The organism is Rhizobium sp. NFR12 (assembly GCF_900108545.1).
In the GTDB taxonomy this organism is placed as follows: Bacteria; Pseudomonadota; Alphaproteobacteria; order Rhizobiales; family Rhizobiaceae; genus Neorhizobium; species Neorhizobium soli.
This window is the reverse complement of the sequence record NZ_FNWM01000002.1, coordinates 758,298-783,156: the sequence shown is the minus strand read 5'-3', so window position 1 is coordinate 783,156 and position 24,859 is coordinate 758,298. Positions and strand designations below refer to the sequence as shown.

Annotated in this window: 28 protein-coding genes and 1 tRNA gene; 10 read left to right on the top strand and 19 right to left on the bottom strand. The window is 60.3% G+C overall.

Going from position 1 to position 24,859, the window contains the following annotated elements:
• The first annotated feature begins 51 nt into the window (after positions 1–51).
• The 6 genes from BLW69_RS11120 to BLW69_RS11095 all read left to right on the top strand — a co-directional run bounded on the left by BLW69_RS11120 (position 52) and on the right by BLW69_RS11095 (position 4,180).
• The gene (locus BLW69_RS11120; RefSeq protein ID WP_062453263.1) at positions 52–1,590 is read left to right on the top strand and encodes an undecaprenyl-phosphate glucose phosphotransferase; all 1,539 of its coding nucleotides are present in this window, start codon (positions 52–54) and stop codon (positions 1,588–1,590) included.
• Between the two features lie 5 nt (positions 1,591–1,595).
• On the top strand, positions 1,596–2,840 hold the full coding sequence (locus BLW69_RS11115; RefSeq protein WP_244508826.1) for an O-antigen ligase family protein: 1,245 nt from the start codon (positions 1,596–1,598) through the stop codon (positions 2,838–2,840).
• A gap of 57 nt (positions 2,841–2,897) precedes the next feature.
• Positions 2,898–3,191 carry a hypothetical protein gene (locus tag BLW69_RS11110; protein ID WP_062579963.1) on the top strand — a complete coding sequence of 98 codons (294 nt, stop codon included), beginning with the start codon at positions 2,898–2,900 and terminating at the stop codon, positions 3,189–3,191.
• 75 nt (positions 3,192–3,266) lie between these two features.
• Positions 3,267–3,416, top strand: a complete 150-nt coding sequence (locus tag BLW69_RS22765; protein ID WP_092661949.1) for a hypothetical protein — start codon at positions 3,267–3,269, stop codon at positions 3,414–3,416.
• A 104-nt stretch (positions 3,417–3,520) separates the two neighbouring features.
• On the top strand, positions 3,521–3,706 hold the full coding sequence (locus BLW69_RS11100; RefSeq protein WP_062453266.1) for a hypothetical protein: 186 nt from the start codon (positions 3,521–3,523) through the stop codon (positions 3,704–3,706).
• A gap of 138 nt (positions 3,707–3,844) precedes the next feature.
• Complete coding sequence (locus BLW69_RS11095; RefSeq protein ID WP_062579960.1) at positions 3,845–4,180, top strand: hypothetical protein; 336 nt, start codon at positions 3,845–3,847, stop codon at positions 4,178–4,180.
• A 458-nt stretch (positions 4,181–4,638) separates the two neighbouring features.
• Here BLW69_RS11095 and BLW69_RS11090 read toward each other — a convergent pair.
• The 8 genes from BLW69_RS11090 to BLW69_RS11055 all read right to left on the bottom strand — a co-directional run bounded on the left by BLW69_RS11090 (position 4,639) and on the right by BLW69_RS11055 (position 9,967).
• A tRNA-Pro gene (locus BLW69_RS11090) sits at positions 4,639–4,715 on the bottom strand.
• A 183-nt stretch (positions 4,716–4,898) separates the two neighbouring features.
• Positions 4,899–5,363 carry a BA14K family protein gene (locus BLW69_RS11085; protein ID WP_062579958.1) on the bottom strand — a complete coding sequence of 155 codons (465 nt, stop codon included), beginning with the start codon at positions 5,361–5,363 and terminating at the stop codon, positions 4,899–4,901.
• A 106-nt stretch (positions 5,364–5,469) separates the two neighbouring features.
• Positions 5,470–6,003, bottom strand: coding sequence for a MerR family transcriptional regulator (locus BLW69_RS11080; protein WP_062453269.1), 534 nt, complete (start codon positions 6,001–6,003; stop codon positions 5,470–5,472).
• 172 nt (positions 6,004–6,175) lie between these two features.
• Entirely contained in the window at positions 6,176–6,514 is a 339-nt protein-coding gene (locus BLW69_RS11075) for an integration host factor subunit alpha (protein WP_062453270.1), read from the bottom strand.
• Positions 6,515–6,653: 139 nt separating this feature from the next.
• Entirely contained in the window at positions 6,654–7,625 is a 972-nt protein-coding gene (locus BLW69_RS11070) for a beta-ketoacyl-ACP synthase III (protein ID WP_092661947.1), read from the bottom strand.
• Between the two features lie 20 nt (positions 7,626–7,645).
• The gene (gene plsX / locus BLW69_RS11065; protein WP_062453272.1) at positions 7,646–8,692 is read right to left on the bottom strand and encodes a phosphate acyltransferase PlsX; all 1,047 of its coding nucleotides are present in this window, start codon (positions 8,690–8,692) and stop codon (positions 7,646–7,648) included.
• A gap of 148 nt (positions 8,693–8,840) precedes the next feature.
• The gene (locus tag BLW69_RS11060; protein ID WP_092661945.1) at positions 8,841–9,419 is read right to left on the bottom strand and encodes a YceD family protein; all 579 of its coding nucleotides are present in this window, start codon (positions 9,417–9,419) and stop codon (positions 8,841–8,843) included.
• On the bottom strand, positions 9,416–9,967 hold the full coding sequence (locus BLW69_RS11055) for a ubiquinol-cytochrome C chaperone family protein (protein WP_062579953.1): 552 nt from the start codon (positions 9,965–9,967) through the stop codon (positions 9,416–9,418). The genes BLW69_RS11060 and BLW69_RS11055 overlap by 4 nt, the downstream gene beginning before the upstream one ends.
• Before the next feature lie 223 nt (positions 9,968–10,190).
• Here BLW69_RS11055 and BLW69_RS11050 point away from each other — a divergent pair, with 223 nt between their 5' ends.
• Positions 10,191–10,715 (top strand): outer membrane protein assembly factor BamE, encoded by a 525-nt coding sequence (locus BLW69_RS11050; protein ID WP_062454732.1) that lies wholly within the window; start codon positions 10,191–10,193, stop codon positions 10,713–10,715.
• 79 nt (positions 10,716–10,794) lie between these two features.
• Here the strand turns inward: BLW69_RS11050 and BLW69_RS11045 are convergent, their stop codons facing one another.
• From BLW69_RS11045 to BLW69_RS10995, 11 genes are all read right to left on the bottom strand, one after another.
• On the bottom strand, positions 10,795–12,936 hold the full coding sequence (locus BLW69_RS11045; protein ID WP_062453275.1) for a sodium-translocating pyrophosphatase: 2,142 nt from the start codon (positions 12,934–12,936) through the stop codon (positions 10,795–10,797).
• Between the two features lie 164 nt (positions 12,937–13,100).
• Positions 13,101–14,330: an MFS transporter gene (locus tag BLW69_RS11040; protein ID WP_062579950.1), complete on the bottom strand. Its 1,230-nt coding sequence runs from the start codon at positions 14,328–14,330 to the stop codon at positions 13,101–13,103.
• Between the two features lie 20 nt (positions 14,331–14,350).
• Complete coding sequence (nusB, locus tag BLW69_RS11035; protein WP_062453277.1) at positions 14,351–14,830, bottom strand: transcription antitermination factor NusB; 480 nt, start codon at positions 14,828–14,830, stop codon at positions 14,351–14,353.
• Between the two features lie 4 nt (positions 14,831–14,834).
• Positions 14,835–15,293, bottom strand: a complete 459-nt coding sequence (gene ribH / locus BLW69_RS11030) for a 6,7-dimethyl-8-ribityllumazine synthase (protein ID WP_062453278.1) — start codon at positions 15,291–15,293, stop codon at positions 14,835–14,837.
• A 203-nt stretch (positions 15,294–15,496) separates the two neighbouring features.
• Positions 15,497–16,108 carry a riboflavin synthase gene (locus BLW69_RS11025; RefSeq protein ID WP_092661943.1) on the bottom strand — a complete coding sequence of 204 codons (612 nt, stop codon included), beginning with the start codon at positions 16,106–16,108 and terminating at the stop codon, positions 15,497–15,499.
• 9 nt (positions 16,109–16,117) lie between these two features.
• Positions 16,118–17,197 (bottom strand): bifunctional diaminohydroxyphosphoribosylaminopyrimidine deaminase/5-amino-6-(5-phosphoribosylamino)uracil reductase RibD, encoded by a 1,080-nt coding sequence (ribD, locus tag BLW69_RS11020; RefSeq protein ID WP_092661941.1) that lies wholly within the window; start codon positions 17,195–17,197, stop codon positions 16,118–16,120.
• Between the two features lie 4 nt (positions 17,198–17,201).
• Positions 17,202–17,681 (bottom strand): transcriptional regulator NrdR, encoded by a 480-nt coding sequence (nrdR, locus tag BLW69_RS11015; protein ID WP_062453281.1) that lies wholly within the window; start codon positions 17,679–17,681, stop codon positions 17,202–17,204.
• 9 nt (positions 17,682–17,690) lie between these two features.
• Positions 17,691–18,980, bottom strand: coding sequence for a serine hydroxymethyltransferase (gene glyA / locus BLW69_RS11010; RefSeq protein WP_062579943.1), 1,290 nt, complete (start codon positions 18,978–18,980; stop codon positions 17,691–17,693).
• 185 nt (positions 18,981–19,165) lie between these two features.
• Entirely contained in the window at positions 19,166–20,494 is a 1,329-nt protein-coding gene (locus tag BLW69_RS11005; RefSeq protein WP_062454734.1) for a L,D-transpeptidase family protein, read from the bottom strand.
• Between the two features lie 533 nt (positions 20,495–21,027).
• On the bottom strand, positions 21,028–21,540 hold the full coding sequence (locus tag BLW69_RS11000) for a transcriptional regulator LdtR (protein WP_062454736.1): 513 nt from the start codon (positions 21,538–21,540) through the stop codon (positions 21,028–21,030).
• Positions 21,541–21,773: 233 nt separating this feature from the next.
• Positions 21,774–22,211: a DUF6163 family protein gene (locus BLW69_RS10995; protein ID WP_062454738.1), complete on the bottom strand. Its 438-nt coding sequence runs from the start codon at positions 22,209–22,211 to the stop codon at positions 21,774–21,776.
• Positions 22,212–22,404: 193 nt separating this feature from the next.
• On the opposite strand from BLW69_RS10995, the gene hemB reads away from it, so the two are divergent.
• The 3 genes from hemB to BLW69_RS10980 all read left to right on the top strand — a co-directional run bounded on the left by hemB (position 22,405) and on the right by BLW69_RS10980 (position 24,833).
• Positions 22,405–23,415: a porphobilinogen synthase gene (hemB, locus tag BLW69_RS10990; protein ID WP_092661939.1), complete on the top strand. Its 1,011-nt coding sequence runs from the start codon at positions 22,405–22,407 to the stop codon at positions 23,413–23,415.
• 76 nt (positions 23,416–23,491) lie between these two features.
• A complete protein-coding gene (locus BLW69_RS10985; protein ID WP_062453284.1) occupies positions 23,492–23,950 on the top strand; it encodes an RDD family protein in 459 nt (152 codons plus the stop codon).
• Positions 23,951–24,071: 121 nt separating this feature from the next.
• Positions 24,072–24,833 carry an arginyltransferase gene (locus BLW69_RS10980; protein ID WP_062453285.1) on the top strand — a complete coding sequence of 254 codons (762 nt, stop codon included), beginning with the start codon at positions 24,072–24,074 and terminating at the stop codon, positions 24,831–24,833.
• Positions 24,834–24,859: the final 26 nt, after the last annotated feature.

Here is a 24,859-nt window from a genome sequence, read left to right as displayed (position 1 = left end):
GGACTGAGACTACTTCTGCGCCTTCGCGGCAGCTGAGTCGAGGATCCTGGCATGAGCCCGCTGAACAAGCCCGATGAATTCGACGTCGAAAGCCTTCGCCGCAAGGTCTCAGAGATGCGTGCGAGCGAGGAGAAGGAAGCGGGCGCGGTCCTCAATCCCTTCGCACGCCAGATCGCCCAGCAGTTCCGCGAAACCAGCTATTCGCCATCCCTGCTGGTCGGACTGATCCGGCTTACCGAATTTGCCGCGATCCTGATTGTCGGCCTCATCGTCGACCTGATCTACGGCGCGACCGAGATGTCGCTTTCCCGCCTGGTCATCATCACCTTCGGTTCTGCCATCACGCTTCTGCTTCTGCAGATTGCCGACACCTATCAGATCCCCTCCCTGAGGTCCGCCAACAGGACCTTGAAGCGGGTTCTCATCACATGGGCCTTCGGTTTTGTCCTGACCAATCTCGCGCTCAGCTTTGCCGCGGGCGGCTGGGTGCCCGTGACCGGTCTCATCGTCTGGTTCTCCGTCAGCTGCGTCGTCCTTGCCGCCGAGCGGCAGGCGATCGCGCTTGGCATCCGCCACTGGGCGCGCAACGGCGTTATGGAACGCCGCGCCGTAATCGTCGGCGGCGGCGAACCTGCCAAGCAACTGGTGCGCGCCCTGGAACGCCAGTCGGATAATGACATCCGCATCTGCGGCATCTTCGACGACCGCAACAGCGACCGCTCGCCGACCGTCGTTGCCGGCTACCCGAAGCTTGGTACCTTTGCCGAGCTTGTGGAATTCTCGCGCCTTGCCCGTATCGACATGCTCATCATCGCGCTTCCTGCCAGCGCCGAGCAGCGTATCCTGCAGCTTCTGCGCAAACTCTGGGTTCTGCCGGTCGATATCCGGCTTGCGGCGCATGCGAACCGCCTGCGCTTCCGCCCACGGGCCTATAGTCACGTGGGCACCGTTCCGATGTTCGATATTTTCGACAAGCCGATCCGCGACTGGGATTCGGTCGCAAAGCGCATCTTCGATATCGTCTTTGCCGTGTTCGCGATCGCCTGCCTCTGGCCCGTCATGCTGGCTGCCGGCATTGCCGTGAAGCTCAGCTCGAAAGGGCCGATGCTGTTTCGCCAGAAGCGCCACGGCTTCAACAATGAGATCATCAACGTTCTCAAATTCCGCTCGATGTACACGAGCATGAGCGACCAGACCGCGATCAGGGCCGTGACCAAGGGCGATCCGCGGGTCACGCCCGTCGGCCGGTTTCTGCGCAAGTCCTCGATCGACGAGCTACCGCAGCTGTTCAACGTGCTGAAAGGAGAGCTGTCTCTCGTTGGTCCCCGTCCGCATGCGGTCAGTGCCCAGACTGGCGAACGCAGATATGTGGACGTCGTCGAAGGCTACTTCGCCCGCCACCGCGTGAAACCCGGCGTGACTGGCTGGGCGCAGATCAACGGACTGCGCGGCGAGTTGGACAGCGACGAAAAGATCCGTGCCCGCACCGCCCACGATCTCGACTATATCGAGAACTGGTCGATCCTGTTCGATCTCAAGATCCTGTTCCTGACGCCGATCCGGCTTCTCAACACGGACAATGCATATTGACGACGCTGGCCGCACATGAGACCCGGCCGTTCAACGTCCAGCTGGCCGTGTTCGCTCTCGTGGCAAACGGCATGCTGGCCTTTGGCGTCTTTCTGTCCGGCTTCGTTATGTCGGAGCCTGCCCCTTACGAACTGATGATGGTGGCCCAGATCGGCCTCTGGTTCCTGTTTGGGCTCAGGATCTCCCGGACGGTCGCGATGCTCATGGCGATGCTGCTGATCTTCAACATTAGCGGCCTGTTTTCCATCTTCGTGATGAAGGATTCGTCCGGCGCCGGTATGTATTATGCGGTCTCGATCTTTCTCGCGCTCACCGCCGTGTTCTTTGCAGCGGTCATAGAGAACGACCATCGGCGGCTGAAGATCATCTTTCATGCCTGGGTGGCGGCCGCCATCATCACGGCCACTCTCGGCATCCTCGGCTATTTCGACGCGTTTCCCGGGGCCCATGTCTTTACCCGCTATAACCGCGCCATGGGCGCCTTTCAGGACCCCAACGTGTTCGGCCCCTATCTGGTCGGCCCGCTCCTCTATCTCCTTTACCGCATGCTGACCGGCCCGGTCATCCGTACCCCCCTTCTCATCCTCGGCATGCTGGTGCTGGCGATCGGCATCTTCCTGTCGTTTTCACGCGCGGCCTGGGGCCTCCTGCTGTTCGGCGCCATCGCACTGATCGTCCTGATGCTCCTCAAGGAGCGCACGACGGCATTCCGCCTGAAGATCCTGGTCATCTCGATTTGTGCCGGCGTGGCTCTCGTGCTCGCCCTTGCGATCGCTTTGCAGATCCCGCAGATCGCCGATCTGTTTTCCAATCGTGCGAAACTGGTGCAGGATTACGACGGCGCGCGGCTTGGTCGCTTCGAGCGGCATAAGATCGGCTTCCTGATGGCGATGGAGCGACCGCTCGGCATGGGACCGATGGCGCTTGGAAAAATCTTCGGCGAAGACGAGCACAATATCTGGCTGAAGACACTCACGACCTATGGCTGGGTGGGTGCGGTGACGTATCAGATCATGATCTGGTCCAGCCTGTGGATGGGTTTCCGCTATATGCTGCGCGAGAGGCCGTGGCAGCCTTTTCTGATGATTGCATGGGTCCTGATCCTGGGACATGCGATGATCGGCAACGTCATCGACACCGACCACTGGCGGCATTTCTATCTCTCGCTCGGCATTCTCTGGGCGTGCGTCGCCCTGGAAAACCGCTATCAGCGAAACACCACTGCCGCGATGCCGCCGTTACAGGCCTGAGTTGTTGCCTCAAGCGCAAGTCCTTGACATTGGGTCGCCTTGCGCCAGATTTCTCGTATGTTGACCTCATCACAAATTCGCGCAGCGCGCGCACTCACCGGCATCTCGAAAGAGGCGCTTTGCGCCGCTTCGGGCCTGTCCGCCGTCGAATTCGACAACGCGGAGGCCCATGACGCACTGCCCGACCCAACCATCAGTGAGAGACTGAGGGCATTCTTCGAGACAAGGGGCGTTATATTCCTGGCAGCCGGCGACGGCGGATCCGGAATGGGACCGGGTGTGAGACTGAAGCAAGACGGTCAGGAAGAGGGCATGCGCCCCGAAGATCTCAACGCCGCAAACGACGATTGAAAAAAACCTGAAACTCGCTGGAACATATTGAGCTCATAGGCGTTCCCGGCGAGAATTGCATAGTCGGGGAAATTCATGACGCGTTCCAATAATCTGTACTTCATCATCGGCGCTCTCGTTGTTCTGGTCGTCGGTCTGGGGTTCTATGTCTACCGCGAAGAAACCAAGCCAAAGGGCGTAGAATTCAGCATCGGCCAGGATGGCGTCAAGGTCGAGGAAAAGTAGTTTCTCCGCGCAAACCGAGCTTAAGAAGTTTCTCTATTTAACGTCGTTTTTATATCCACTGGATATTGGAGGATACCATCCTCCAATATCTGTGAGGGGGCACAATGTCGCATATTACACCCGTCGATCTTCAGCAGTCCGGAATGAAGAAGGTGTGGAGCGTAACTGACTTTGCGCGCCGTTACCGTCTCGACAAGGACGAGGAAAACCGTCTTCTGCAGCTCCTGGGGTCGTTTGCTTCCGAGCAGGAGCTTCTGATGAATGCGAGCCGGACAGCGCGTTTTCGCTAACGCGAACTACTATCACGTGTGCTACGCCTATACTTGCTGATTGATCGCAGGCGGAACTTTACCACTCACAAATCAGTTACATCCCCGTGAATATCTTGCGCCGCAGGCCCTGCCCCGGCTCCATACACGGAGGATACAATGATCAATGTTTTCGCAAAGGCAGGCCTGGCCTTGGCCTTGTCCGTCTGCACCCTTGGTGCGGCCACTGCCCCGGCATCGGCCCAGGACGTACAGCTGCGCATCGGACCTGACGGCGTGCGCCCGGTGATCCGCGACAGGGATCGCGATTACGACAGACGCGATCGCCGCATGGGCTGCAGCCCTGGCGAAGCACGCGCCGCCGCTCGCGACGAAGGCTTCCGTCAGACGGAGATCGTCCGCGCAACTCGCCGCAGCATCACCGTCCAGGGCATGACCCGTCGGGGCCCCGACCGGATCACCTTCGCCAATCGCCCTGGTTGCCCGGAAATCTGAGACTCACCGAAAAGGCCCCGCGAGTGCGGGGCCTTTTTTTGCCTAGAGCTATATCTCGACAACAGCTGCCAAAATGAAAAAGGGTCAGCTCGTGTCTCGGAGCTGACCCTTCTAGATCGAAATGCGCTGGCCGTTACCGCCAGAGATCCAGAACTTTAGAATACGAATGCGTAGAGCAGCACGATTACAAGGATCGGAACGCCCATCGCCCAAAGTACAACACCCTTCAACATCACATTCTCCTTTGTTTTCCTATCTGACAACGCGTCGGGAACACTGACGTTCCAGCCAAATGCAAATTGTAGTCAGATAAGTCGAACGCGGTTCGGGATGATCCATCATTCGTTCACAGGTTCTGGTGAGTGACGTCGCAACAGGTTGGCGTGACGAGAGACGAGTTCGCCCATGGCGAGCTCAGGTCAAAGCGGCTCTGGGGGAGCCTGTCGCCGAAGGAAGAATGGTCGGAATGGCCGGATTCGAACCGACGACCCCTTGACCCCCAGTCAAGTGCGCTACCGGGCTGCGCTACATTCCGCCACATCGCTTCGAGCCGGCGGACCGGCGTCGCGTGAAGCATGCATTCCATACTGACATGATCTTCACCACGCAAGGAAAAAATCGGCTTTCAGTGGATCCTGGATCGAAGGTCTTGCTTCAATAAGAAAGCCGGCCCCATTGTCTGGGGCCGGCCTGTCAGGACGCCTTGGCGACTGCCCTATCAGTAGGGCGAGTAGCACAGCTGGCGCGGGCCGTTATAGGGCTGGAATGTATTGTCATAAGCCCTGTAGGACCGGTAGCGGTTGGCGCACCAGTTGACGTGCGCGCTATTGGCGTTCACGTAACGACGTGGCTGCACGTAACGCGGTTCGGCGTAGCGCGGCTGGGATGCAATGGCGCCGCCAATCAGAGCGCCGGCAGCAAGACCGCCGATGATCGCACCCGAATTATGGCCACGGTAGTGGCGACCGCGATAATAGTCGCCGCGGCGGTAGTCGCGATGGTGACGATAGTAGCGACGACCTTCCCAACGATCACGATGCCGCCACTGAACCTGCTGGACCTGATCAACGCTCTGCGGCGCTTCGATGGTCTTCGGTGCGTTGACGACAGGGAAGGCGTGTGCCGGTACCATGCTCGTCAGTGCCGTCATGGCCGAGACGACAATGATTGCGAGTTTTTTCACGTTTGCATCTCCTCTAGTGTTTCCTCGTAGGTAAATGTTGTACCTTCGCGTTTGAACCAGAGGTGAACGGTAAATTTACAGTGAGTTCATGTAAGCAGGTATCGGATCAACGAACCTGGTCCAGCAGACGCTTGCATTCGAGAAGGTCAAACAGTGCCTCCTGCAGCAGGGCACGGTCTTCCTTGCCGACGCTCGATTTTCCAACCGACACTTCCAACTGGTCCTCCCCGGCACCGCCGAAACCGAAGAACCGGCCGCTCGGCTTTACCTTCGGGCGCCCGACGACCTGATCTTCTTCCTGGGTGGAAATTTTAGGCTCGGCATTCTTCTCGCTGTTGGCCGCCATGATGGCTTCCATTGTGGCGATATCACCCGATGCGATTGCTGAGACGAACTTGTTGCCATTCGTCTTCAGGAGCTTCTGAACGCCCTTGATCGTGTATCCGTGGTCGTAGAGAAGGTGACGGATCCCCTTCAACAGGTCCACGTCCTCCGGGCGGTAGTAGCGACGGCCGCCTCCCCGCTTCATCGGCTTGATTTGCGGAAACCGCGTTTCCCAGAAGCGCAGGACGTGTTGCGGCAGGTCGAGATCGTCAGCGACTTCGCTGATGGTGCGGAATGCGTCCGGGCTCTTGTCCAAGTGTCAATCTCCAGGGATCGAACGGCCGTGCGGCGCGAAAGGGGTCAGCACGAAAGGCTGGACGAGGATTATGCGTCGAATCGCACATTTCTCAACGGCTTGCACCGAAAGATTCAAGTGTGTTCACAAGATTGGTGTTTTGGCAGGGGTGCCAGCGTGCAAAACGGGCGTGTCAGCTCGCAGGGCTTGCCGGCTTCTGCTTGACCTTGCGCAATGTGTGCGCTTTGAGGATGCGTTGCTTCAAAACATTGGATGCCTTGAAGGTCATCACCCGGCGGGGTGAGATCGGTACTTCCTCGCCTGTCTTCGGATTGCGACCGATGCGCTCGTTCTTGGCGCGCACCTGAAATGTCGCAAACGACGAAAGCTTGACCATTTCGCCGCGAACGATGGCGTTGCAGATTTCGTCGATTACCGTTTCGACGAGTTCCGCCGATTCCGTGCGAGAGAGGCCAACCTTGCGAAAAACCGATTCCGCCAGATCCGCGCGTGTGACTGTCTTGCCGGCCATGGTCCCCCGCCTGATTTAATGTGATATTATCAAAGCCCGCAAACAGTATTTTGGTTGTGCCCCACGGTCAAGCGCCCCCGGGCCAAGCATCTGTTCGGCATTGATTATTTCATAATATGGCTCAGGTTTTCAGCCGGCATCACCAGCGGATCAGGACGGCCCCCCAGGTGAAGCCGCCACCCATGGCTTCCAGCATCACAAGATCGCCCTTCTTGATGCGACCGTCGGCACAGGCAACTGAAAGCGCAAGCGGGATCGATGCCGCAGACGTGTTGCCGTGAATGTCGACGGTGACGACGACTTTCTCGGTGGGAATGTTGAGCTTCTTGGCAGATCCATCAATGATACGACGGTTGGCCTGGTGCGGTACCAGCCAGTCGATATCCTCGGCAGTCGTGCCGGTCGCCTCGAATGCGTCCTCGATCACGTCGGTGATCATAGCCACCGCATGCTTGAAGACCTCACGGCCTTCCATCTTCAGGTGCCCGACCGTGCCGGTCGTCGATGGGCCGCCATCGACGTAGAGCTTGTCCTTGTGGGATCCGTCCGAGCGCAGATGCGCCGTCAGGATACCGCGGTCGGCAATCGTGCCCTCGCCTTCCTGAGCCTCCAGCACAACGGCGCCGGCGCCGTCGCCGAACAGCACGCAGGTCGTGCGGTCGTTCCAGTCCAGAATGCGGGAAAAGGTTTCGGCGCCGATCACCAGCGCGCGCTTGGCAAGCCCGCCACGCAGGTGGAGGTCTGCCGTCGTCATCGCGTAAACGAAGCCGCTGCAGACCGCCTGCATGTCGAAAGCGTAGCCATGCTTCATGCCGAGCCGGTTCTGGATCTCGACGGCGGTCGCGGGAAAGGTGTTGTTCGGCGTCGAAGTCGCCAGAAGGACCAGATCGATGTCGTCAGGTGTCAGGCCGGCATTATCGAGCGCTGCCCGCGCTGCCTTCTCACCGAGCGATGCCGTCGTTTCGTCGTCGCCGGCGATGTAGCGCTGGGTGATGCCGGTGCGCTGGACGATCCACTCGTCCGACGTGTCGACAATCGTCTCCAGCTCGCGATTGGTGACGACCCGTTTCGGGAGCGCTGCCCCGTAACCGCGAACAACTGATCGAATCATAGTCAAATCACATCCTAACGTCATGCGGCTTCAGGGCCGGCCGGCGGCAGGCGTCTGGCATGATAAATCTTCAAATCCTGCGAAATTTTGGCGTTGAGGTCATTTCGCGCCATGTCGTAGCCGACTGCGATCGCGGCTGCGATGCCTTCGGCGTTGGCGCTACCGTGGCTCTTGATCACAATACCGTTGAGGCCGAGAAAGACGCCGCCATTGACCTTGTTCGGGTCCATCTTCTCGCGCAAGCGATCGAATGCTGGCTTTGCGAGAAGGTAGCCGATCCGGGCAAGCAGCGTGCGCGACATGGATTCGCGCAAAAGCGTGGCGATCTGGCGCGCGGTTCCCTCGGCGGTCTTCAGAGCGATATTGCCGGTAAAGCCTTCGGTCACCACAACGTCGACAGTGCCCCTGCCGATGTCGTCGCCCTCGACGAAGCCGTGATAGGAGAGATGCGGCAGGTTGGCTTCGCGGATAAGCCGACCGGCTTCCTTCACCTCTTCCTGCCCCTTGACCTCTTCGACACCCACATTGAGAAGTCCGACGGTGGGGCAATCCACTTCGAATAGGGCCCGCGCCATGGCACCACCCATCAGCGCGAAATCGAGCAGCTGCTGGCTGTCAGCGCCGATCGTCGCGCCGATGTCGAGGACGATGCTTTCGCCCTTCAAGGTTGGCCAGATGCCTGCAATTGCGGGGCGTTCGATACTCGCCAACGTGCGAAGACAGAATTTCGACATTGCCATCAGCGCACCGGTATTGCCGGCGGACACAACGACATCAGCTTCGCCAAGCTTCACGGCTTCGATGGAACGCCACATGGTCGAGACATAGCGACCACGGCGTAGCGCCGCACTCGGCTTCTCGTCCATGGCAACGGCCAGTTCACACGCATGGAACACGGACCGCTCGCGCAATTTCGGATAGCGCGCAAGCCACGGCTCGCATTCGGCTTTCAGTCCGTAGAGGAGGAAACTGACGTCGGGATGGCGTTCGAGCGCCTTCGCGGCGCCCGCCATGACAACCTCGGGGCCAAAGTCGCCACCCATGGCGTCAATCGAAATTCTGATCACGCGTCCCTGATCCTTGTTTTAACCGGCCGCACGCGCCTGCAACGAATGCCTGCGCCGACTTTTGCTTCTTCAGTGGGCACGCTCATGCGCCGCCCTGCCGGCGAAATCGTGGCCAAAATATAGGTTTTGTTTCTGCTTACAACCGGTCTCAGTCTTTTTTCCAATCCTTGAGCGCGGCAAACGGATTGGGTTTGGTCGCCGGATCGTTCGGGTCGCTCTCGATATGGTCCTTGAAATCGATGCCCGGCCTGCGCGGATAAGGGTCCATCGCCAGTGCCACGAACTCGGCAACGACCTCGCCCGCATCGATCGTATCGCCGACAAACATTTCCGGCAGGTCCGGACCATCAGGATCGACCACCATCTCGGCGCTTTCGGCCGTGACGACGCGCGCAAGCTTGGATCCCTCAGGCACGAAGACCTGATCGAAATCTTCTGAAATGGTCGACGACACAGGATCGAGCGTCACCACGCAGGCCTGGGTGACGGCGGCCTTGACGTGGCCCTTGAGGCGCACGCCGTCCTTCTTCCAGCGGGCAATGTAGATCTCCGCCTTCAACGAATTGACCGATACGACGTCCCAGAGAACGGCCAAGCCCTTCAGCTCGTTTTCATCGGCTTCAACAGTGACAGTGACGGGATTGGCCGAAATGTTTCCGACCTTCACAGGATAGGAGAACGGAGGCTTGCCGCCTCTGGCCTTGCTGGGTTCTTGATCGCTTTTCATTGTTCCTCGCCTTCCCGGACCGGCTGCGGCACGACCAGCAGCCCACGGGAAATCGTATCTTCCGAGACCGCTGACATAGCGGTTTCGGTGGTTGTCATCCAGTGCGCAAGTGCGCTCATGTCTTGTATATCGGTGGCTTTAGGATGGATATTACGGTGCAGCGCTGCGGCAAGCGCGGTTTCGTCGCCGCTGTCGAGAGCCGCGGCATAGGTCTCGAGCCGACCATAGAACATGCCCGCGAGCTTCTTCATCCGCTTCGGAACCCCCTGGTCGCCGATGCCGAGCTCGCGAATCGAATGGTCGATATCCTGAAAGAAGGCATCGACGATCTCCTGCGCCAGTTCCTGCCCGCTCGGCCCCGACTTCGCCGTCCGGCGAAAAAACAGGATCATCACGATGGACAGCATTTCAAACCGGCCCATCACGGTATCGGGTACGCCGAAATCCTCGTAGAAGACGGGGATGCGCGCTGCCGACGTCAGGGCGTAGTATTGCCGGTTGACGATGGTCTGATTGCTGTTTTTCTTTTTGAACAGGCCGAATATCATCGTGTTTCCTGCATTTGCCTTCATGTTTGCGTCATGGTCGAAGCTGGCGATGTTGCATGCAAACGAAAGCTGGTTTACCGAAGCAGGCACGAATTGCAATGCATTCGCCATCGGCGGGCTTCGGTTCGGCTATCCGGAAGCGGCAGTCAGCTGTCCCCGGAATAGCCACAATGGTATGAGCAGCAGAGTAACCGGCTTCCGCCGGCACATCGACATGTGGGGGATACCGTTGAAGAAGCGGGTTTTCGGATACGAAATGAAAGCGTTGAGCAAAACGGCGGCGGCCCTTGTCGTTGCATCGATTGCAGTTTCCGGCTGCACGTCCATGGAAATCGGCGACACGATGTACAACGGCTATGTCGTTGACCAGCAGTCGCTGAACCTGATCCCTGTCGGTTCAAGCCGCGAGCAGGTGATCCTGACCATGGGTACACCGTCGACGACCGCGACCTTCGATACGGAAGTGTTCTATTACATTTCCCAGAAGCGCCACCGTCGGGCAGCCTTCATGAAGCCGCAGATCGTCGAGCAGAGCGTGCTTGCCATCTATTTCGACAAGAACGGCGTGGTCGCCCAGCGCGCCAACTACGCACTTCAGGACGGCAAGGTGTTCGACACGATCTCGCGCACGACGCCAACCGGCGGCCGCGACCTTACCTTCCTGCAGCAGCTTCTGTCGGGTGGTTCCGGAGCAGCAAGCGGCGGTGCTGGCCAGATCCGCAACATGCTGCAGAGCATGGGCAACTAACAAGCGCATTACCGAGTATCAAAAAGCCCGCGATACCAATGGTACCGCGGGCTTTCTTTTGTCTGGATGAGATATGGTTCTAGTGGGCGAGAACCGCCAGCAGCAGAAGGGCGACGATGTTGGTGATCTTGATCGCCGGATTGACGGCAGGGCCTGCCGTATCCTTGTAGGGATCGCCGACCGTATCGCCTGTCACCGAAGCCTTGTGGGCATCGGATCCCTTCATGTGGCGGGTGCCGTCCTTATCGACGAAACCGTCCTCGAAGCTTTTCTTGGCATTGTCCCAAGCGCCGCCGCCCGAGGTCATCGAGATCGCGACGAACAGGCCGTTGATGATGACGCCGAGAAGCGAGGCACCGAGCGCTGCAAAGGCGGACGCCTTGTCGCCGCCCGAGACGAGAAGCACACCGAAATAGACGAAGATCGGCGCGAGAACCGGGAGCAGCGAGGGCACGATCATTTCGCGAATCGCAGCCTTGGTCAGGATATCGACCGCGCGGCCGTAGTCGGGTTTTTCCGTTCCCTGCATGATGCCGGGCTTTTCGCGGAACTGCCGGCGAACTTCCTCGACAATCGAGCTTGCCGCCTTGCCGACCGCCGTCATGGCGATGCCGCCGAACAGATACGGGATGAGACCGCCAAACAGCAGGCCCGCCACCACATACGGATTGGACAGGCTGAACGAGATCTGGCCTACCCCCTGGAAGTACGGATATTTATCGGCGTTTGCCACGAAGTACTGGAGATCGTTGGCGTAGGCCGCAAACAGCACCAGTGCGCCGAGACCGGCCGAGCCGATCGCGTAGCCCTTGGTGACGGCCTTGGTCGTATTGCCGACGGCATCCAGAGCATCCGTGGCTTTGCGAACATCCGGCGGCAGATGCGCCATTTCGGCAATGCCGCCGGCATTGTCGGTGACAGGGCCGAAGGCATCGAGTGCCACGATCATTCCGGCAAGGCCGAGCATGGCGGTGACGGCGATGCCTGTGCCGAACAGTCCGGCGAGCTGATAGGTGGAGATGATGCCACCAACGATGACGAGTGCCGGCAGTGCGGTCGATTCCAGCGAGACGGCCAGTCCCTGGATGACGTTGGTGCCGTGGCCCGTGACGGAAGCCTGGGCGATGGAATTGACCGGCCGCTTGTTGGTGCCGGTATAGTATTCGGTGATGACAACGATCAGCGCTGTCACGACCAGCCCGACGAGGCCGCAGGCAAACAGTCTGGCGCCGGTGATGTCCATGCCGGCAACCGTGCCGATCGTGCCCCAACCGATGGTGATCGAGGTCGCGATCGCAAGCCCGACGATGGACAGCAGCCCCGTCACGATCAGTCCCTTGTAGAGGGCGCCCATGATCGAGCCGTTTGTGCCGAGCTTGACGAAGAACGTGCCGACGATCGAGGTGATGATGCAGGTGCCGCAGATCGCCAGCGGATAGAGCATCGCCTGGTCGATGACGGCGCTGCCGGCAAAGAAGATTGCCGCGAGCACCATGGTCGCAACGACCGAGACTGCGTAGGTCTCGAACAGGTCGGCCGCCATGCCGGCGCAGTCACCGACATTGTCGCCCACATTGTCGGCGATCGTTGCCGGGTTGCGTGGATCGTCTTCCGGAATACCGGCTTCCACCTTGCCGACGAGATCGCCGCCGACATCGGCGCCTTTGGTGAAGATGCCGCCGCCAAGGCGCGCGAAGATTGAGATCAGCGAGGCGCCGAAGCCGAGTGCCACAAGGGCATCGATCACTTCGCGTGAACCGACCGCATGGCCGAGCACGGTTGTCAGGATGAAAAAGTAGATGGACACGCCGAGCAGTGCGAGGCCCGCGACCAGCATGCCGGTGATGGCGCCAGACTTGAAGGCAATGTCGAGACCTGCTGCCAGACTATGGGATGCCGCCTGCGCCGTGCGCACATTGGCCCGCACCGAGACGTGCATGCCGATGAAGCCGGCAGCGCCCGAGAGAACGGCGCCGATGATGAAGCCGATGGCTGCCGTGCCAGACAGAAGAAACCATGTGAGACCCGCAACCAGCACACCGACGATGGCAATCGTCATATACTGGCGAGACAGATAGGCCTGTGCGCCTTCGCGGATATAACCGGCGATCTCCTGCATCCGCTGATTGCCTTGATCGGCGGCAAGTACGGAACGCGTGGCCCATGCAGCATAAATGATCGACAGCAGACCGCAGACGATCACACCTAGAATTACAGTCATGCGAATTTTCCTCTCCCTGACCGGCTGCGGCCGATGCCGCCCCGGCATTCTGCACCCTCCAGCAACGGCTTTCCCCTCCCAAGGAACGCAGCCGTTGCCATGCGCGGGTGAGATTGCGGTGAGGAACAACCGCCGTCAAGCGCTACGACGGTAATAGAACCGGGTCAGTTGGCTTTTGCGACGGGCCTGCGCAGCATCAGCGCCAGAATGAGAAGAAGGCAAAAGATCGCGACCGGCCAGATCACCAGGTTGATGAATGACCAGCCCCAGGTGACGAACACCTTGCCCGAGGAGAAGGAGGACAGCGCCACCGTGCCGAAGAGGACGATGTCGTGAAACCCCTGCACCTTGTCGGCCTCCTGCGGGCGATAGCTGGAGGCGACGATCGTGGTCGAGCCGATGAAACCGAAATTCCAACCTATCCCGAGCAGGACCAGCGCCAGCCAGAAATTCCACAATTCCACGCCCATATGGGCAACGATCGCGCAGCCCATCAGCGTGACGAGGCCGGCGGCGACCACTTTTTCCGCGCCGAAGCGGGTGATCAGCATGCCGGTGAAAAAGCTTGGGCCGAACATGGCGAGCACATGCCACTGAATGCCGAGCGCCGCCAGTTCCGTCGGAAAGCCGCAGCCGATCACCATGGCGAGCGGCGCACCAGTCATCACGAAGGTCATCAGCGCGTAGGTGCAGATACCGCAGACCATGCCGGTCATGAACCGCTGCGTCACGACGATTTCCCGCAGCGACCGTGCCGGCGGCTGCTGGGTTGAGAGCGACGCATCCGCCTTGGTCGGAAGACGCAGGAAGGCCATGATGCAGATACCGGCAAGGCAGAGCGGGATCAGCATCAGGAACGCACCGGCGAAGGTCACCGGCGCCAGCCAATCCTTTGCGGCGATGGAGAGCTGCGGTCCGACGATCGCCGAGACGATACCGGCCCCGAGGATCCAGGAGATGGCTCGCGGCTTATAGGCTTTGGGAGAAATATCGGCAGCGGCGAAGCGGATCTTCTGGGTGAAGCCGGCGCAGGACCCGACCAGCAGAAGCGCGAAGGCAAACAGCCAGAAATCACCGCGAAACAGTGCAATTGCCGCAAGCCCGCCGCCGATCGCGCCGAGCATGCCGCCCGACATGAAGGCCGCCTTGCGGCCCAGGAACTTGGACGCGATGGCAATCAGCACCGCACCGACGGCCGTGCCGAGGTTGAACGCGGTGATCGGCGCTGTCGCAAGCGACTTGTCGTCGCCGAGAAGCTGGTAGCCGGCAAGAGCGCCGATCGACACGGTGAGAGGTGTGGCAGACCCCAGGATGGCCTGGGTGCCTGCGAGCAGAAAGACGCTGCGGCGGGCGGTGCTCAAGTCAATTCTTTGACGCTCGACCGCTTCGTCCATCTGATGCTCTTTCCGGGATGTTACTTCTTCGCGTCGCCGCGGATTTGCTTGGCAATGCGGTCGAGAACCGCATTGACGACCTTCGGCTCGTCTTCCTCGAAGAACGCGCGAGCAATTTCGACATACTCGGTGACGATGACGGCCACCGGGACATCCTTGCGCTCGACGATCTCGAACGTTCCGGCACGCAGGATGGCGCGCAGGGTCGAATCGATCCGCGACAGCAGCCAGTCTTCCTGCAGCGCCGAGCGGATCAGCGGGTCGATCTTGTCCTGATCGCGCACGACGCCGGCAACGATCGAGCGGAACCAGGAGGCATCCGCCTTCAGATAGGTATCGCCGTCGAGTTCCTGGCCGAGGCGATGGGCCTCATATTCGGCCACGACCTCGAGAACGCCGGTGCCGCCCACATCCATCTGATACAGAGCCTGGACGGCTGCCAAACGCGCCGCGCCACGCTGATTTGCCGGCTTGACCGGATGCTCGCCTTCTTTGGACATTCTATCAACCACCATTCAGCTTTTCGCGCAGCGCGATCATGGTGAGGCAGGCACGGGCCGCAAAGCCGCCCTTGTCCTTTTCGGACCGCTTGATGCGCACCCAGGCCTGCTCGTCGTTCTCGACGGTCATAATGCCGTTGCCGATCGCCAGCGATTCGGAGACCGCAAGATCCATCAGCGCGCGCGAGGATTCGTTCGAGACGATGTCGAAATGGTAGGTTTCGCCACGGATGACCATGCCGAGCGCGACAAAGCCGTCATAGGACGTGCCGTCCTGATCGCCGGCATCGAGCGCCATGGCGATTGCCGGCGGAATTTCGAGGGCTCCCGGAACCGTCACCACGTCGTAGGTCGCACCCGCATCCTTGAGAGCGGTCGTTGCGCCATCGAGCAGCGCGTCCGCCATGTCGTCATAAAACCGTGCTTCCACGATCAGGATGTGAGGTGCGTGTTCTTGCGGCATGATTTCACCTTGGTTACATCGGCGCGTTGGGCGACAAGCCGAATAGTCGGCGGTCAAAACATGCCCGGCCGGGATTGGCAAGTGGTTTTCGCTGAACGCTGCGTTGCAGGGCGCGAATACCTATTCTGCAACGTCATCGGGGCGGAACAGGAGGAGCGCAGCTTGCACGCTGCCGCCTGTTTCCGCATGTCGTCGGGTCAGCCTCAGCCTGTCGGGAACTGGGCCAGCCTTGCTGCGTAGCGGGCCATCGTATCGACTTCGAAATTGACGAAATCGCCGGCCTGGCGATCGCCCCATGTGGTGACGCCCAGCGTGTGCCTGATCAGCAGCACGTCGAAATCGGTGCCATCGACAGCGTTGACGGTGAGCGATGTGCCATCGAGCGCAACCGAACCCTTCGGCGCGACGAAGCAGGCGAGACTTTCCGGCGCCCGAAGGCGAATGCGGACTGCTTCGCCTTCGGAGGTCACGGACAGGATCTCCGCCTTGCCGTCGACATGGCCGGAGACGATGTGGCCGCCCAGTTCGTCGCCGATCTTCAGCGCCCGCTCCAGATTGACGCGGGTACCGGATGTCCAGCCAGCGATCGTTGTCAGCCGCAGCGCTTCTTCCCAGGCTTCCACCTCGAACCAGCGCTCATTGCTGCCGTCCTCAGGCAAGTTGGTCACGGTCAGGCAAACGCCGCCATGGGCGATCGAGGCACCCATCGCGATCGTCTTCGGATCGTAGCTGGTGGCGATACGGAGCTTGACGCCCTCGTCCATCGGGGTCGTCGCCGCTACGGTTCCGACATCGGTGACAATTCCGGTAAACATCGACGACCTCTATGACTGCTCGATTTTCTGGAAATCGTAGGAACGGTCGGGACCGAACGTATCCTCACGAACCAGCTGGAAACCCTCCGGCATATCGGATGGCGACAGAGGCGATTCAAGACCGCCGTCGCCCACCATCGTCGGCCCCTGCGACAGCACGATCCGATCGACGAGGCCGGCATCCAGAAAGGCCTTGCCAACCGTCGCGCCGCCTTCAACGAATAGAAGGGAAATACCGCGTGTCGCCAACTGGTCGAGAAGTGCTGCGAGATCGCCTGCCTCGATCACATCGACACCTGCGGCCAGAAGTTTCTCGCGCTTTTCGGACTCTTGCGAGACCGGCACGCAGGCGACGATCACAGGCACGTCGTGGGCGGACCGAACCAGAAGGCTGTCGAGCGGCAGTTCGAGACGGCGGTCGAGAATGATGCGGATGGGCGATCTGTCGCTCATCTCGGGAAGCCTGACCGTCAGTTGCGGATCGTCGGAACGGACGGTTCCCATGCCGACCAGGATCGCATCGCTTTCGGCCCGCATGACATGCACCTGGGCACGGGCGAGCGGCCCGGTGATCAGCACTTCCTCGCCACGGCGTCCCAGCATTCCATCGGCCGAGACGGCAAGCTTGAGCGTGACGTAAGGGCGGTGGCGGATCTGGCGGGAGAGATAACCGGCGAGCGCGCGCTTGCCGTCATCTTCCATCAGGCCAAGCTCGGTCGCGATGCCCGCATCGTGCAGGATCTTCAATCCCTGACCGGAGACGCGCGGATCGGGATCGGCGACGCTGACGACAACGCGGGAAACACCGGCTGCCACGAGCGCATTGGCGCAGGGCGGGGTCTTGCCGTGATGGGCGCAAGGTTCCAGCGTCACATAGGCGGTCGCCCCCCTCGCCTTCTCGCCGGCAACGGCGAGCGCGCGGGCTTCCGCATGTGGTCGGCCGTCGCGGGCCGTAACCGCTGCGCCGACAATCGCTCCGTCCCTGACGAGGATGCAGCCGACCGACGGATTGGTCATCGTCTGCCCTTCATGCCAGCGCGAAAGCCTCAGCGCTGCGGCCATGAACCGCTGGTCGTCGGCCTCCGACATGGCGTCAGGACTCCAGCCCGGGATCGCGGGCAATCTTGGCGTTGATCTCGGAAATCACTTTCTCGAAGTCCTCCGCATGGGAGAAGTCGCGATAGACGGATGCGTAGCGCACGAAGGCGACGTCATCGAGGCTTTTCAGCGATTCGAGCACCTGGAGGCCGATCTCTTCGGAGGAGATTTCGCTCTCGCCCGAGCTCTCCAAACGCCGGACGATGCCGGAGACGGCGCGCTCGATGCGGTCGGGATCGACCGGCCGCTTGCGCAGCGCAATCTGGAACGACCGCACCAGCTTGTTGCGGTCGAACGGTACCTTGCGGCCGGTCTTCTTGGACACCAGCAGCTCGCGCAACTGCACGCGCTCGAATGTCGTGAAGCGACCGCCGCAGTCAGGGCAAATGCGCCGCCGCCTTATGGAGGTGAAATCCTCGGCCGGACGCGAGTCCTTGACCTGGGTATCCTCCGAACCGCAATAGGGGCAGCGCATCGTGTTTCCTTAGAGGTACGGGTACATCGGGAAGCGATTGGTGAGCGTCATCACCTTTTCGCGGACACCCGCTTCCACCACCGCATTGCCCTCGTCCGAATTGGCCGTCTTCAGGCCGTCAAGCAGTTCGACGATCAGGTTGCCGATTTCGGTGAACTCGGCTTCCTTGAAGCCGCGCGTCGTTCCGGCCGGCGTGCCGAGACGGATACCGGACGTGACGAATGGCTTTTCAGGATCGAACGGAATGCCGTTCTTGTTGCAGGTGATATAGCCGCGGCCAAGCGCTGCTTCGGCCCGCTTTCCGGTCGCGTTCTTCTTGCGCAGATCGACCAGCATCAGGTGGTTGTCGGTGCCGCCGGAGACGATGTCGAGACCGCCTGCCACCAGCGTTTCCGACAGGGCCTTGGCGTTCTTGACGATCTGAGCCGCGTAATCCTGGAATTCAGGCTGCAGCGCTTCGCCGAAGGCCACCGCCTTGGCGGCGATGACATGCATCAGCGGGCCGCCCTGCAGGCCGGGGAAGACAGCCGAGTTGAATTTCTTCGCCAGATCCTCGTCATTGGTAAGGATCATGCCGCCGCGCGGTCCGCGCAGCGACTTGTGGGTCGTGGTGGTCGCGACATGGCAGTGCGGGAACGGCGACGGATGCTGGTTGCCGGCAACGAGACCGGCGATATGCGCCATGTCGACCATGAGCCAGGCGCCGACTTCGTCGGCGATCTCGCGGAAACGCTTCCAGTCCCAGGTGCGGGAATAGGCCGTGCCGCCGGCGATGATCAGCTTCGGCTTGGTCGTGCGGGCCTTCTCGGCCACGGCATCCATATCGAGAAGGTTGTCGCCTTCACGAACGCCGTAGGACACAACGTTGAACCACTTGCCGGACATGTTGACCGGCGAGCCGTGGGTCAGGTGACCGCCCGAGTTGAGATCGAGGCCCATGAATGTGTCGCCCGGCTGCAGCAGCGCCAGGAACACGGCCTGGTTCATCTGCGAACCGGAATTGGGCTGGACGTTGGCGAAGTTCACACCGAACAGCTTTTTGGCACGTTCGATGGCAAGTTCTTCGGCGATGTCGACGAACTGGCAGCCGCCGTAGTAGCGCTTGCCCGGATAGCCCTCGGCATACTTGTTGGTCATGATCGAGCCCTGGGCTTCGAGCACGGCACGCGACACGATGTTTTCCGAGGCGATCAGTTCGATCTCATGGCGTTGACGGCCAAGTTCCTTCTCGATCGCGCCAAAAATATCCGGATCGGATTCGGCCAGCGGGCGGGAGAAGAATGCTTCGGTATTGGACATGTGCGAGGCTCCTCGAAGGGTGGCAGGCGATGTGACGCGTCTTAGCCTTCCCTTCCGATCAGGGCAATACACGGAGCGACATTTGCGCGTCCAACTCCGTTTTGCGACAACGGCAAAAGGCCGCACCATCCTTTCGGGCGATGCGGCCTTTCAATCGACTTCGTCGTTCGTCAGCGACGTCCTGCTTATTGCGGCAGAAGATCCTGTTCGGTGATGGCACCGGAGGCACGCTCCACGCCGGTCGTGGTCTGCAGAGCCAGTTCCTGGTTGCCGTCGCGCTGGTAGATGTCGTCGCGGAACTGGACGACCTGGTCCTTTGCCGACCATGCCGTGACATAGACGATATAGACCGGAACTTCCTGGCTGAGCTTGATCGGGTTGTTCTGGCGAGCAGCGATAACCCGTTCGATTTCCTGACGCGACCAGCCGGGCGTGTCACGCAGCAGCCAGGTCACGAGATCGCGCACGTTCTGGATACGCATGCAGCCCGAGGACTCAAAGCGCATCAGCTTGTTGAACAGGCCCTGCTGGGGCGTGTCGTGCATGTATTCGTTGTTCGGGTTGTGGAAGTTGATCTTCGTCGAGGACATCGCGTTGATCTTGCCCGGATCCTGGCGGAACATGAAGTTCGGCGCCTTGGGGGCATTCCAATCCACGGTTTCCGGCGACACTTCCTGGCCACGACCGTCGATCAGACGGATGTTGTTGCGCGTCAGGTAGGTTGGGTCCTTGCGCATCAACGGCACGATGTCTTTTTCGACGATCGAGCGCGGTGCGGTCCAGTAAGGATTGAGGATGACTTCGTAGATCTTCGAATTGATCGCATGGGTCGGGCGGTCGATACGGCCGACGACCGCATTGGTGCGCAGCGCCACGCGATCGTTCTCGACCGCTTCAACATAGGCCGCCGGGATGTTGACCATGACGTAACGCGAACCGAGATCACCGGACATCGACTGCAGGCGAACCCGGTTGGTCTCAAGCTGCATCAGACGCGTCTGCGCCGGAACGTTCATCGCCTTGACGCTGAATTCGCCAAGCACGCCATCTGCCGGCAGGCCGTGACGGGCCTGGAAGCGCTTGACCGCACCGTCGACATTGCTGTCGAACGAGCTGGACATGCCTGCGGACTGATCGAGATCGCCGGCGATCATCAGGCGACGGCGCAGGTTCTGCACCGACGGATCAACGACGCCGAGCTGCAGGCGCACGGACGAATTGACATCGGGCCAGCCACCTGCAGAAACGATCTGCTGATAGAAGGCGATCGCCTGCTGGATGTTTGCCGGGCCTTCGGAACCAAGGATCGGATTGTTGGAGACGACACCGACGGCCGAGCGCGAACCACGCGCATCGAACTGGTCATCCCAGTTGCCACGACGGGGCGCGGTCATGATGCCATCGAGCGTCGACTGCGCCAAAGCCGGCGCGGCCAGAACGGCGGCACCCACGGAGACGGCCGAACGCAACATGGCGCGGCGGGAAAGCAATTCCGATCCGATCTTTTTCGACATCATCCTGTCCATCTGGTCCCAGAGGCTTCAAAACAAAAGCGCTACAGGGATATGGTTAATAAACGCGCAAAATTCCGCGGCTGGGCTGCTGGAAATGCTCGGGGGGCCATCTGGAGTAGCACGAGTTTCCCGAACCTGTTCAAGCATGGCGGTCCCATAGCAATATGGCCAATTCGTGTCAGTTGCTGCAGCGTCACAAAGCCGTGTGAAAGCGTGACTTTTCGGCCTCCTTCGAGATACTCAACGGGAAATGTGGCAGGCGCGAACTCGAAGCCATTTCGGGAGGTTGGGAGTGCGCTGTGGAGCGAGAGAACGCTGCGTTCCGGTGTTCTGAAAGAGCCTGCATCAGGCGACCATGATAGAGGACATCTGGAGCTCTGAAACGGGATCGGCGGAGCGTATTGCTACGCTCCGCCCGATATGTGTGTCGTGCCACTGCATGACTGGAGGAAATGCAGGCGCCGACAGTTGTCTTTGCCGTGCCGCCGTCGCGCCTCCGGTGGTTCAGGAGCGCGGCGCGGCGATGGCAGATATTACATGCGGTAAGCGATGCTGTCGTTCCAGAAACGGTCGAGGCGCTGCAGCAGCTTGTTCATCTGCGAGAACTCGCCCTCGCCGATGCCGCCGACCTTTTCGATCGAGCCGACGTGGCGATCATAGAGCTTGGCGACGGTTTCTGCGACTTCCTGGCCTTCCTTGGTCAGGCTGATGCGGACCGAGCGGCGGTCGATGCGCGAACGCTGGTGGTTGATGAAACCGAGGTCGACCAGCTTCTTGACGTTGTAGGAAACGTTGGAGCCGAGATAGTAACCGCGCGAGCGCAGTTCACCGGCAGTGAGTTCCGAGTTGCCGATGTTGAAGAGGAGAAGTGCCTGGATGGCGTTGACGTCGTCGCGACCCTGGCGGTCGAACTCGTCCTTGATGACGTCGAGCAGGCGGCGGTGAAGACGCTCGACCAGGTGGAGCGATTCCATATAAAGCGAACGGATCGGGTCTTCGTTGATGTCTGCTGCGACCGGTGCCTGCGGCTTCATTTTCGTGTTCATCATGACTGCCTCACTGTTTTGCTTGGCGGTGTGTTTGTTTATTCCCGCCTTGAGACAGACACTAACGAAAGCGCATAAAATTCGACTTAAAACAAAGGGTTAACAAAATCTTGCAGAAGTTTTTCCAATCGTCGGCAGTCTAGCTGCCTCCCCCTCACCCTTATTTCCGCCCTATTGAAATCAATGGGTTAGGTCGAAATTTCAGGCCAAATAAAGGCGCCAAAGCTTTAGGGTCAAGGTGAATCAATCCTTACCCGCTCCGCCTTGCGCCGCTCTTCCAGCCATAAAGAGAGCCGAAACACGCCGTAAATGGCGGCCACGAGGCCGTGCAGGATGGGCACAAGAGTGTTCCGTCCGAAGATTTCTGGCCAGACGAGATACATCAGCACCTGCGAGAACGCTGCGATAGTCCAGAGCACCGCGCCCCAGGACACGGTGAGCCACAAACCGAGCGAGGCAACCGGAAACAGAACGGCAAGCGAGGCCGCCGCCACTTTCCATGGCGGCGCCAGAAGATCGAAGCGCGCCATGCCGTGCAGCGAATAGCCGACCAGCATCGCCCAGTACTGGATGCCGAACCATAGGCAGGCAACCGCGATAATCCTGAGGAAGACGACGAAAAGGATTTCCGTCAGCGTGCGCTTGGGTACCGTGGGTGAATCAGATTCCATGCCTTCGATCATATCGGGAGACGTCGCGAGCCGCCAGCAGGCCGCATGGCAGCAATGCGCAGTAAGCCCCATTCATAAACAGTTTCTCGCGTGTTAGAGCGTTTGACCTGACACAAGCCTGCTCCGGCAGAATGTTTCAATCAGCCAGGAAACGCTCTCGTCAGCAGCGAGCAATAAGAACGGAGTATCCGTCATGGACAAGACCCACCTCGTCGACCACGTCACCGGTCATCGCCGCATGCGGCGCAACCGCAAGGCAGACTGGACGCGACGCATGGTGCAGGAGAACCGGCTGACCGTGGACGACCTGATCTGGCCGATCTTCATCGTGCCCGGCACCGGCATCGTCGATCCGATCAAGTCGATGCCCGGGGTCAACCGGATGAGCGTCGACAAGGCGGTGGAAGCCATACGGGAAGCGGCCGATCTCGGCATTCCAGCTGTTGCGCCCTTCCCCGACATCGAGATGAACCTGCGCGATGAAACCGGCTCGGCGATCCTCGATCCGAACAACCTCATCAACCAGTTCACCATCGCCGCGAAGAAAGCGGTGCCCAATATCGGCGTCATCACCGACGTGGCGCTCGATCCATTCACCAGCCATGGCCATGACGGCATCCTGCGTGAGGGCATGATCGTCAACGACGAGACGGTTGATCAGGTGATCAAGGCGGCGGTCCTGCAGGCGGATGCCGGGGCCGACATCATCGCGCCGTCCGAGATGATGGACGGTCGCATCGGCGCCATCCGCCGCGGGCTCGACGCTGCCGGTCACCAGGATGTCGGCATCATGTCCTATGCGACAAAGTTCTCCTCGGGATTTTACGGTCCGTACCGTGAGGCGATCAATACGAGCGGGCTCCTGAAGGGCGACAAGAACGCCTATTACATCTCGCCCGCCAACGGCACCGAAGCGATGCGCGACGCGGCACTCGACGTGGAAGAAGGCGCCGACATGCTGATGGTCAAGCCGGGTATCGCCTATCTCGATATCTGTTGGCGCGTGAAGGAAGCTTTCGGCCTGCCGACCTACGCCTATCAGGTCTCCGGCGAATATTCGCAGATCAAGGCGGCGGCGATGAACGGCTGGATCGACGGCGACCGGATCATGATGGAGACGCTGCTCTGCTTCAAGCGCGCCGGCTGCGACGGCATCCTGACCTACTTTGCGATCGAGGCCGCGAAGAAACTCGGCCGGGTTTAAAGCCTATGGTGGCAAACCTTGCTGTTGGGCTTGCCACCTCTTATATCGGGTTTGGTACAACTGGAGAACCACGCGAATGAGCTTCGAACCGAACCCGACCTATGCCGCACCGGACAATTGGCGCGCCTATAGCGGCGTTCTGTCACGCCGGATCTTCGCCTTTGTCATCGATTACCTGTTCGTTCTTCTGCTGTGCATCCCTGCAGCGGTGATCGTGTTCTTCTTGGGAATTCTGACGCTCGGGCTTGGCTTCATGCTCTATCCCGCGTTGTTCTTCATCGTCGCCCTCCTCTATTTCGGCCTGACGCTCGGTGGCGCCAGCCAGGGATCTCCGGGCATGCGCGCCATGGGGCTTGCCATGACACGGGTCGACGGGCGCCGGATGGATTTCCTGACTGCCATGGTTCACACGGTACTGTTCTGGGTGATCAATTCGGTACTGACGCCGCTGGTGCTCCTGGCCGGGCTGTTTATCGAGCGCTCGCGGCTGGTTCACGATCTCCTCCTCGGCACCGTCGTCGTCCGCAGGTCGTAAGACCGCAACAGTGATCCAGGGATGCGTCAACCGGCAAATGCGCCAGTTGACGTTTGCGCGTTATGCGCCATGCTAGGATCAGTAGCGCCACGAGCAAGACGACGGACCGGGCTGCACCTCCATGAACACACAGACAACGCCATCACCTCAGTTCTACCTGACGGCACCGGCGATTTGTCCGTATCTATCGGGTGAAATGGAACGCAAGGTGTTCACGCATCTCGTCGGTCCTCGCGCGGCGGAGATGAACGACCTATTGACCCAAGGCGGGTTTCGACGGTCCCAGAACATCGCCTACCGGCCAGCCTGCGAAGCGTGCCGTGCCTGCGTTTCTGTTCGAATCCTTGCAGGCGACTTCCAGCCGGCGAAGTCCATGAGGCGCGTTCTCGCGACCAACAGCGACATCATTGCGACCCTTGGTCCAGCGCAGCCGTCGACCGAACAGTTCTCCCTGTTCCGACGGTATCTCGACAGCCGTCACCAGCGCGGCGGGATGTCGGACATGTCCGCCCTCGACTACGCGATCATGGTCGAGGATTCGCACGTCAACACCCGCGTCATCGAATACCGCCGCCGCGAGCCGGGAGACGGTATCGCCGGCACGCCGAGGGGCGAATTGCTCGCCGTGGCGCTGACCGACATGATGAGCGACGGGCTGTCGATGGTCTATTCCTTCTTCAATCCCGATCTCGAAAAGCGCTCTCTCGGCACCTTCATGATCCTCGACCATATCAACCGCACGAAGACGCTCGGCCTGCCGCATGTCTATCTCGGCTACTGGGTGAAGGGGTCGCCCAAGATGGGCTACAAGACCCGCTACCAGCCTCAGGAACACCTGACGGCCCGCGGATGGGAACTTGCCGATCCGGCGCGCGACGTCTGACGCCCCCTCTCCCGACGGGATTGCAA

What these genes read in the sequence shown, in the direction of transcription:
- BLW69_RS11120 (WP_062453263.1), top strand. Translation starts at nt 52, where the DNA reads ATGAGCCCGCTGAACAAGCCCGATGAATTCGACGTCGAAAGCCTTCGC.
- BLW69_RS11110 (WP_062579963.1), top strand. Translation starts at nt 2,898, where the DNA reads ATGTTGACCTCATCACAAATTCGCGCAGCGCGCGCACTCACCGGCATC.
- BLW69_RS22765 (WP_092661949.1), top strand. Translation starts at nt 3,267, where the DNA reads ATGACGCGTTCCAATAATCTGTACTTCATCATCGGCGCTCTCGTTGTT.
- BLW69_RS11100 (WP_062453266.1), top strand. Translation starts at nt 3,521, where the DNA reads ATGTCGCATATTACACCCGTCGATCTTCAGCAGTCCGGAATGAAGAAG.
- BLW69_RS11095 (WP_062579960.1), top strand. Translation starts at nt 3,845, where the DNA reads ATGATCAATGTTTTCGCAAAGGCAGGCCTGGCCTTGGCCTTGTCCGTC.
- BLW69_RS11075 (WP_062453270.1), bottom strand. Translation starts at nt 6,514, where the DNA reads ATGGCCGGCAAGACAGTCACACGCGCGGATCTGGCGGAATCGGTTTTT.
- BLW69_RS11070 (WP_092661947.1), bottom strand. Translation starts at nt 7,625, where the DNA reads ATGATTCGATCAGTTGTTCGCGGTTACGGGGCAGCGCTCCCGAAACGG.
- BLW69_RS11060 (WP_092661945.1), bottom strand. Translation starts at nt 9,419, where the DNA reads ATGAAAAGCGATCAAGAACCCAGCAAGGCCAGAGGCGGCAAGCCTCCG.
- BLW69_RS11055 (WP_062579953.1), bottom strand. Translation starts at nt 9,967, where the DNA reads ATGATATTCGGCCTGTTCAAAAAGAAAAACAGCAATCAGACCATCGTC.
- BLW69_RS11045 (WP_062453275.1), bottom strand. Translation starts at nt 12,936, where the DNA reads ATGACTGTAATTCTAGGTGTGATCGTCTGCGGTCTGCTGTCGATCATT.
- BLW69_RS11040 (WP_062579950.1), bottom strand. Translation starts at nt 14,330, where the DNA reads ATGGACGAAGCGGTCGAGCGTCAAAGAATTGACTTGAGCACCGCCCGC.
- nusB (WP_062453277.1), bottom strand. Translation starts at nt 14,830, where the DNA reads ATGTCCAAAGAAGGCGAGCATCCGGTCAAGCCGGCAAATCAGCGTGGC.
- ribH (WP_062453278.1), bottom strand. Translation starts at nt 15,293, where the DNA reads ATGCCGCAAGAACACGCACCTCACATCCTGATCGTGGAAGCACGGTTT.
- BLW69_RS11025 (WP_092661943.1), bottom strand. Translation starts at nt 16,108, where the DNA reads ATGTTTACCGGAATTGTCACCGATGTCGGAACCGTAGCGGCGACGACC.
- ribD (WP_092661941.1), bottom strand. Translation starts at nt 17,197, where the DNA reads ATGTCGGAGGCCGACGACCAGCGGTTCATGGCCGCAGCGCTGAGGCTT.
- nrdR (WP_062453281.1), bottom strand. Translation starts at nt 17,681, where the DNA reads ATGCGCTGCCCCTATTGCGGTTCGGAGGATACCCAGGTCAAGGACTCG.
- glyA (WP_062579943.1), bottom strand. Translation starts at nt 18,980, where the DNA reads ATGTCCAATACCGAAGCATTCTTCTCCCGCCCGCTGGCCGAATCCGAT.
- BLW69_RS11005 (WP_062454734.1), bottom strand. Translation starts at nt 20,494, where the DNA reads ATGTCGAAAAAGATCGGATCGGAATTGCTTTCCCGCCGCGCCATGTTG.
- BLW69_RS11000 (WP_062454736.1), bottom strand. Translation starts at nt 21,540, where the DNA reads ATGAACACGAAAATGAAGCCGCAGGCACCGGTCGCAGCAGACATCAAC.
- BLW69_RS10995 (WP_062454738.1), bottom strand. Translation starts at nt 22,211, where the DNA reads ATGGAATCTGATTCACCCACGGTACCCAAGCGCACGCTGACGGAAATC.
- hemB (WP_092661939.1), top strand. Translation starts at nt 22,405, where the DNA reads ATGGACAAGACCCACCTCGTCGACCACGTCACCGGTCATCGCCGCATG.
- BLW69_RS10985 (WP_062453284.1), top strand. Translation starts at nt 23,492, where the DNA reads ATGAGCTTCGAACCGAACCCGACCTATGCCGCACCGGACAATTGGCGC.
- BLW69_RS10980 (WP_062453285.1), top strand. Translation starts at nt 24,072, where the DNA reads ATGAACACACAGACAACGCCATCACCTCAGTTCTACCTGACGGCACCG.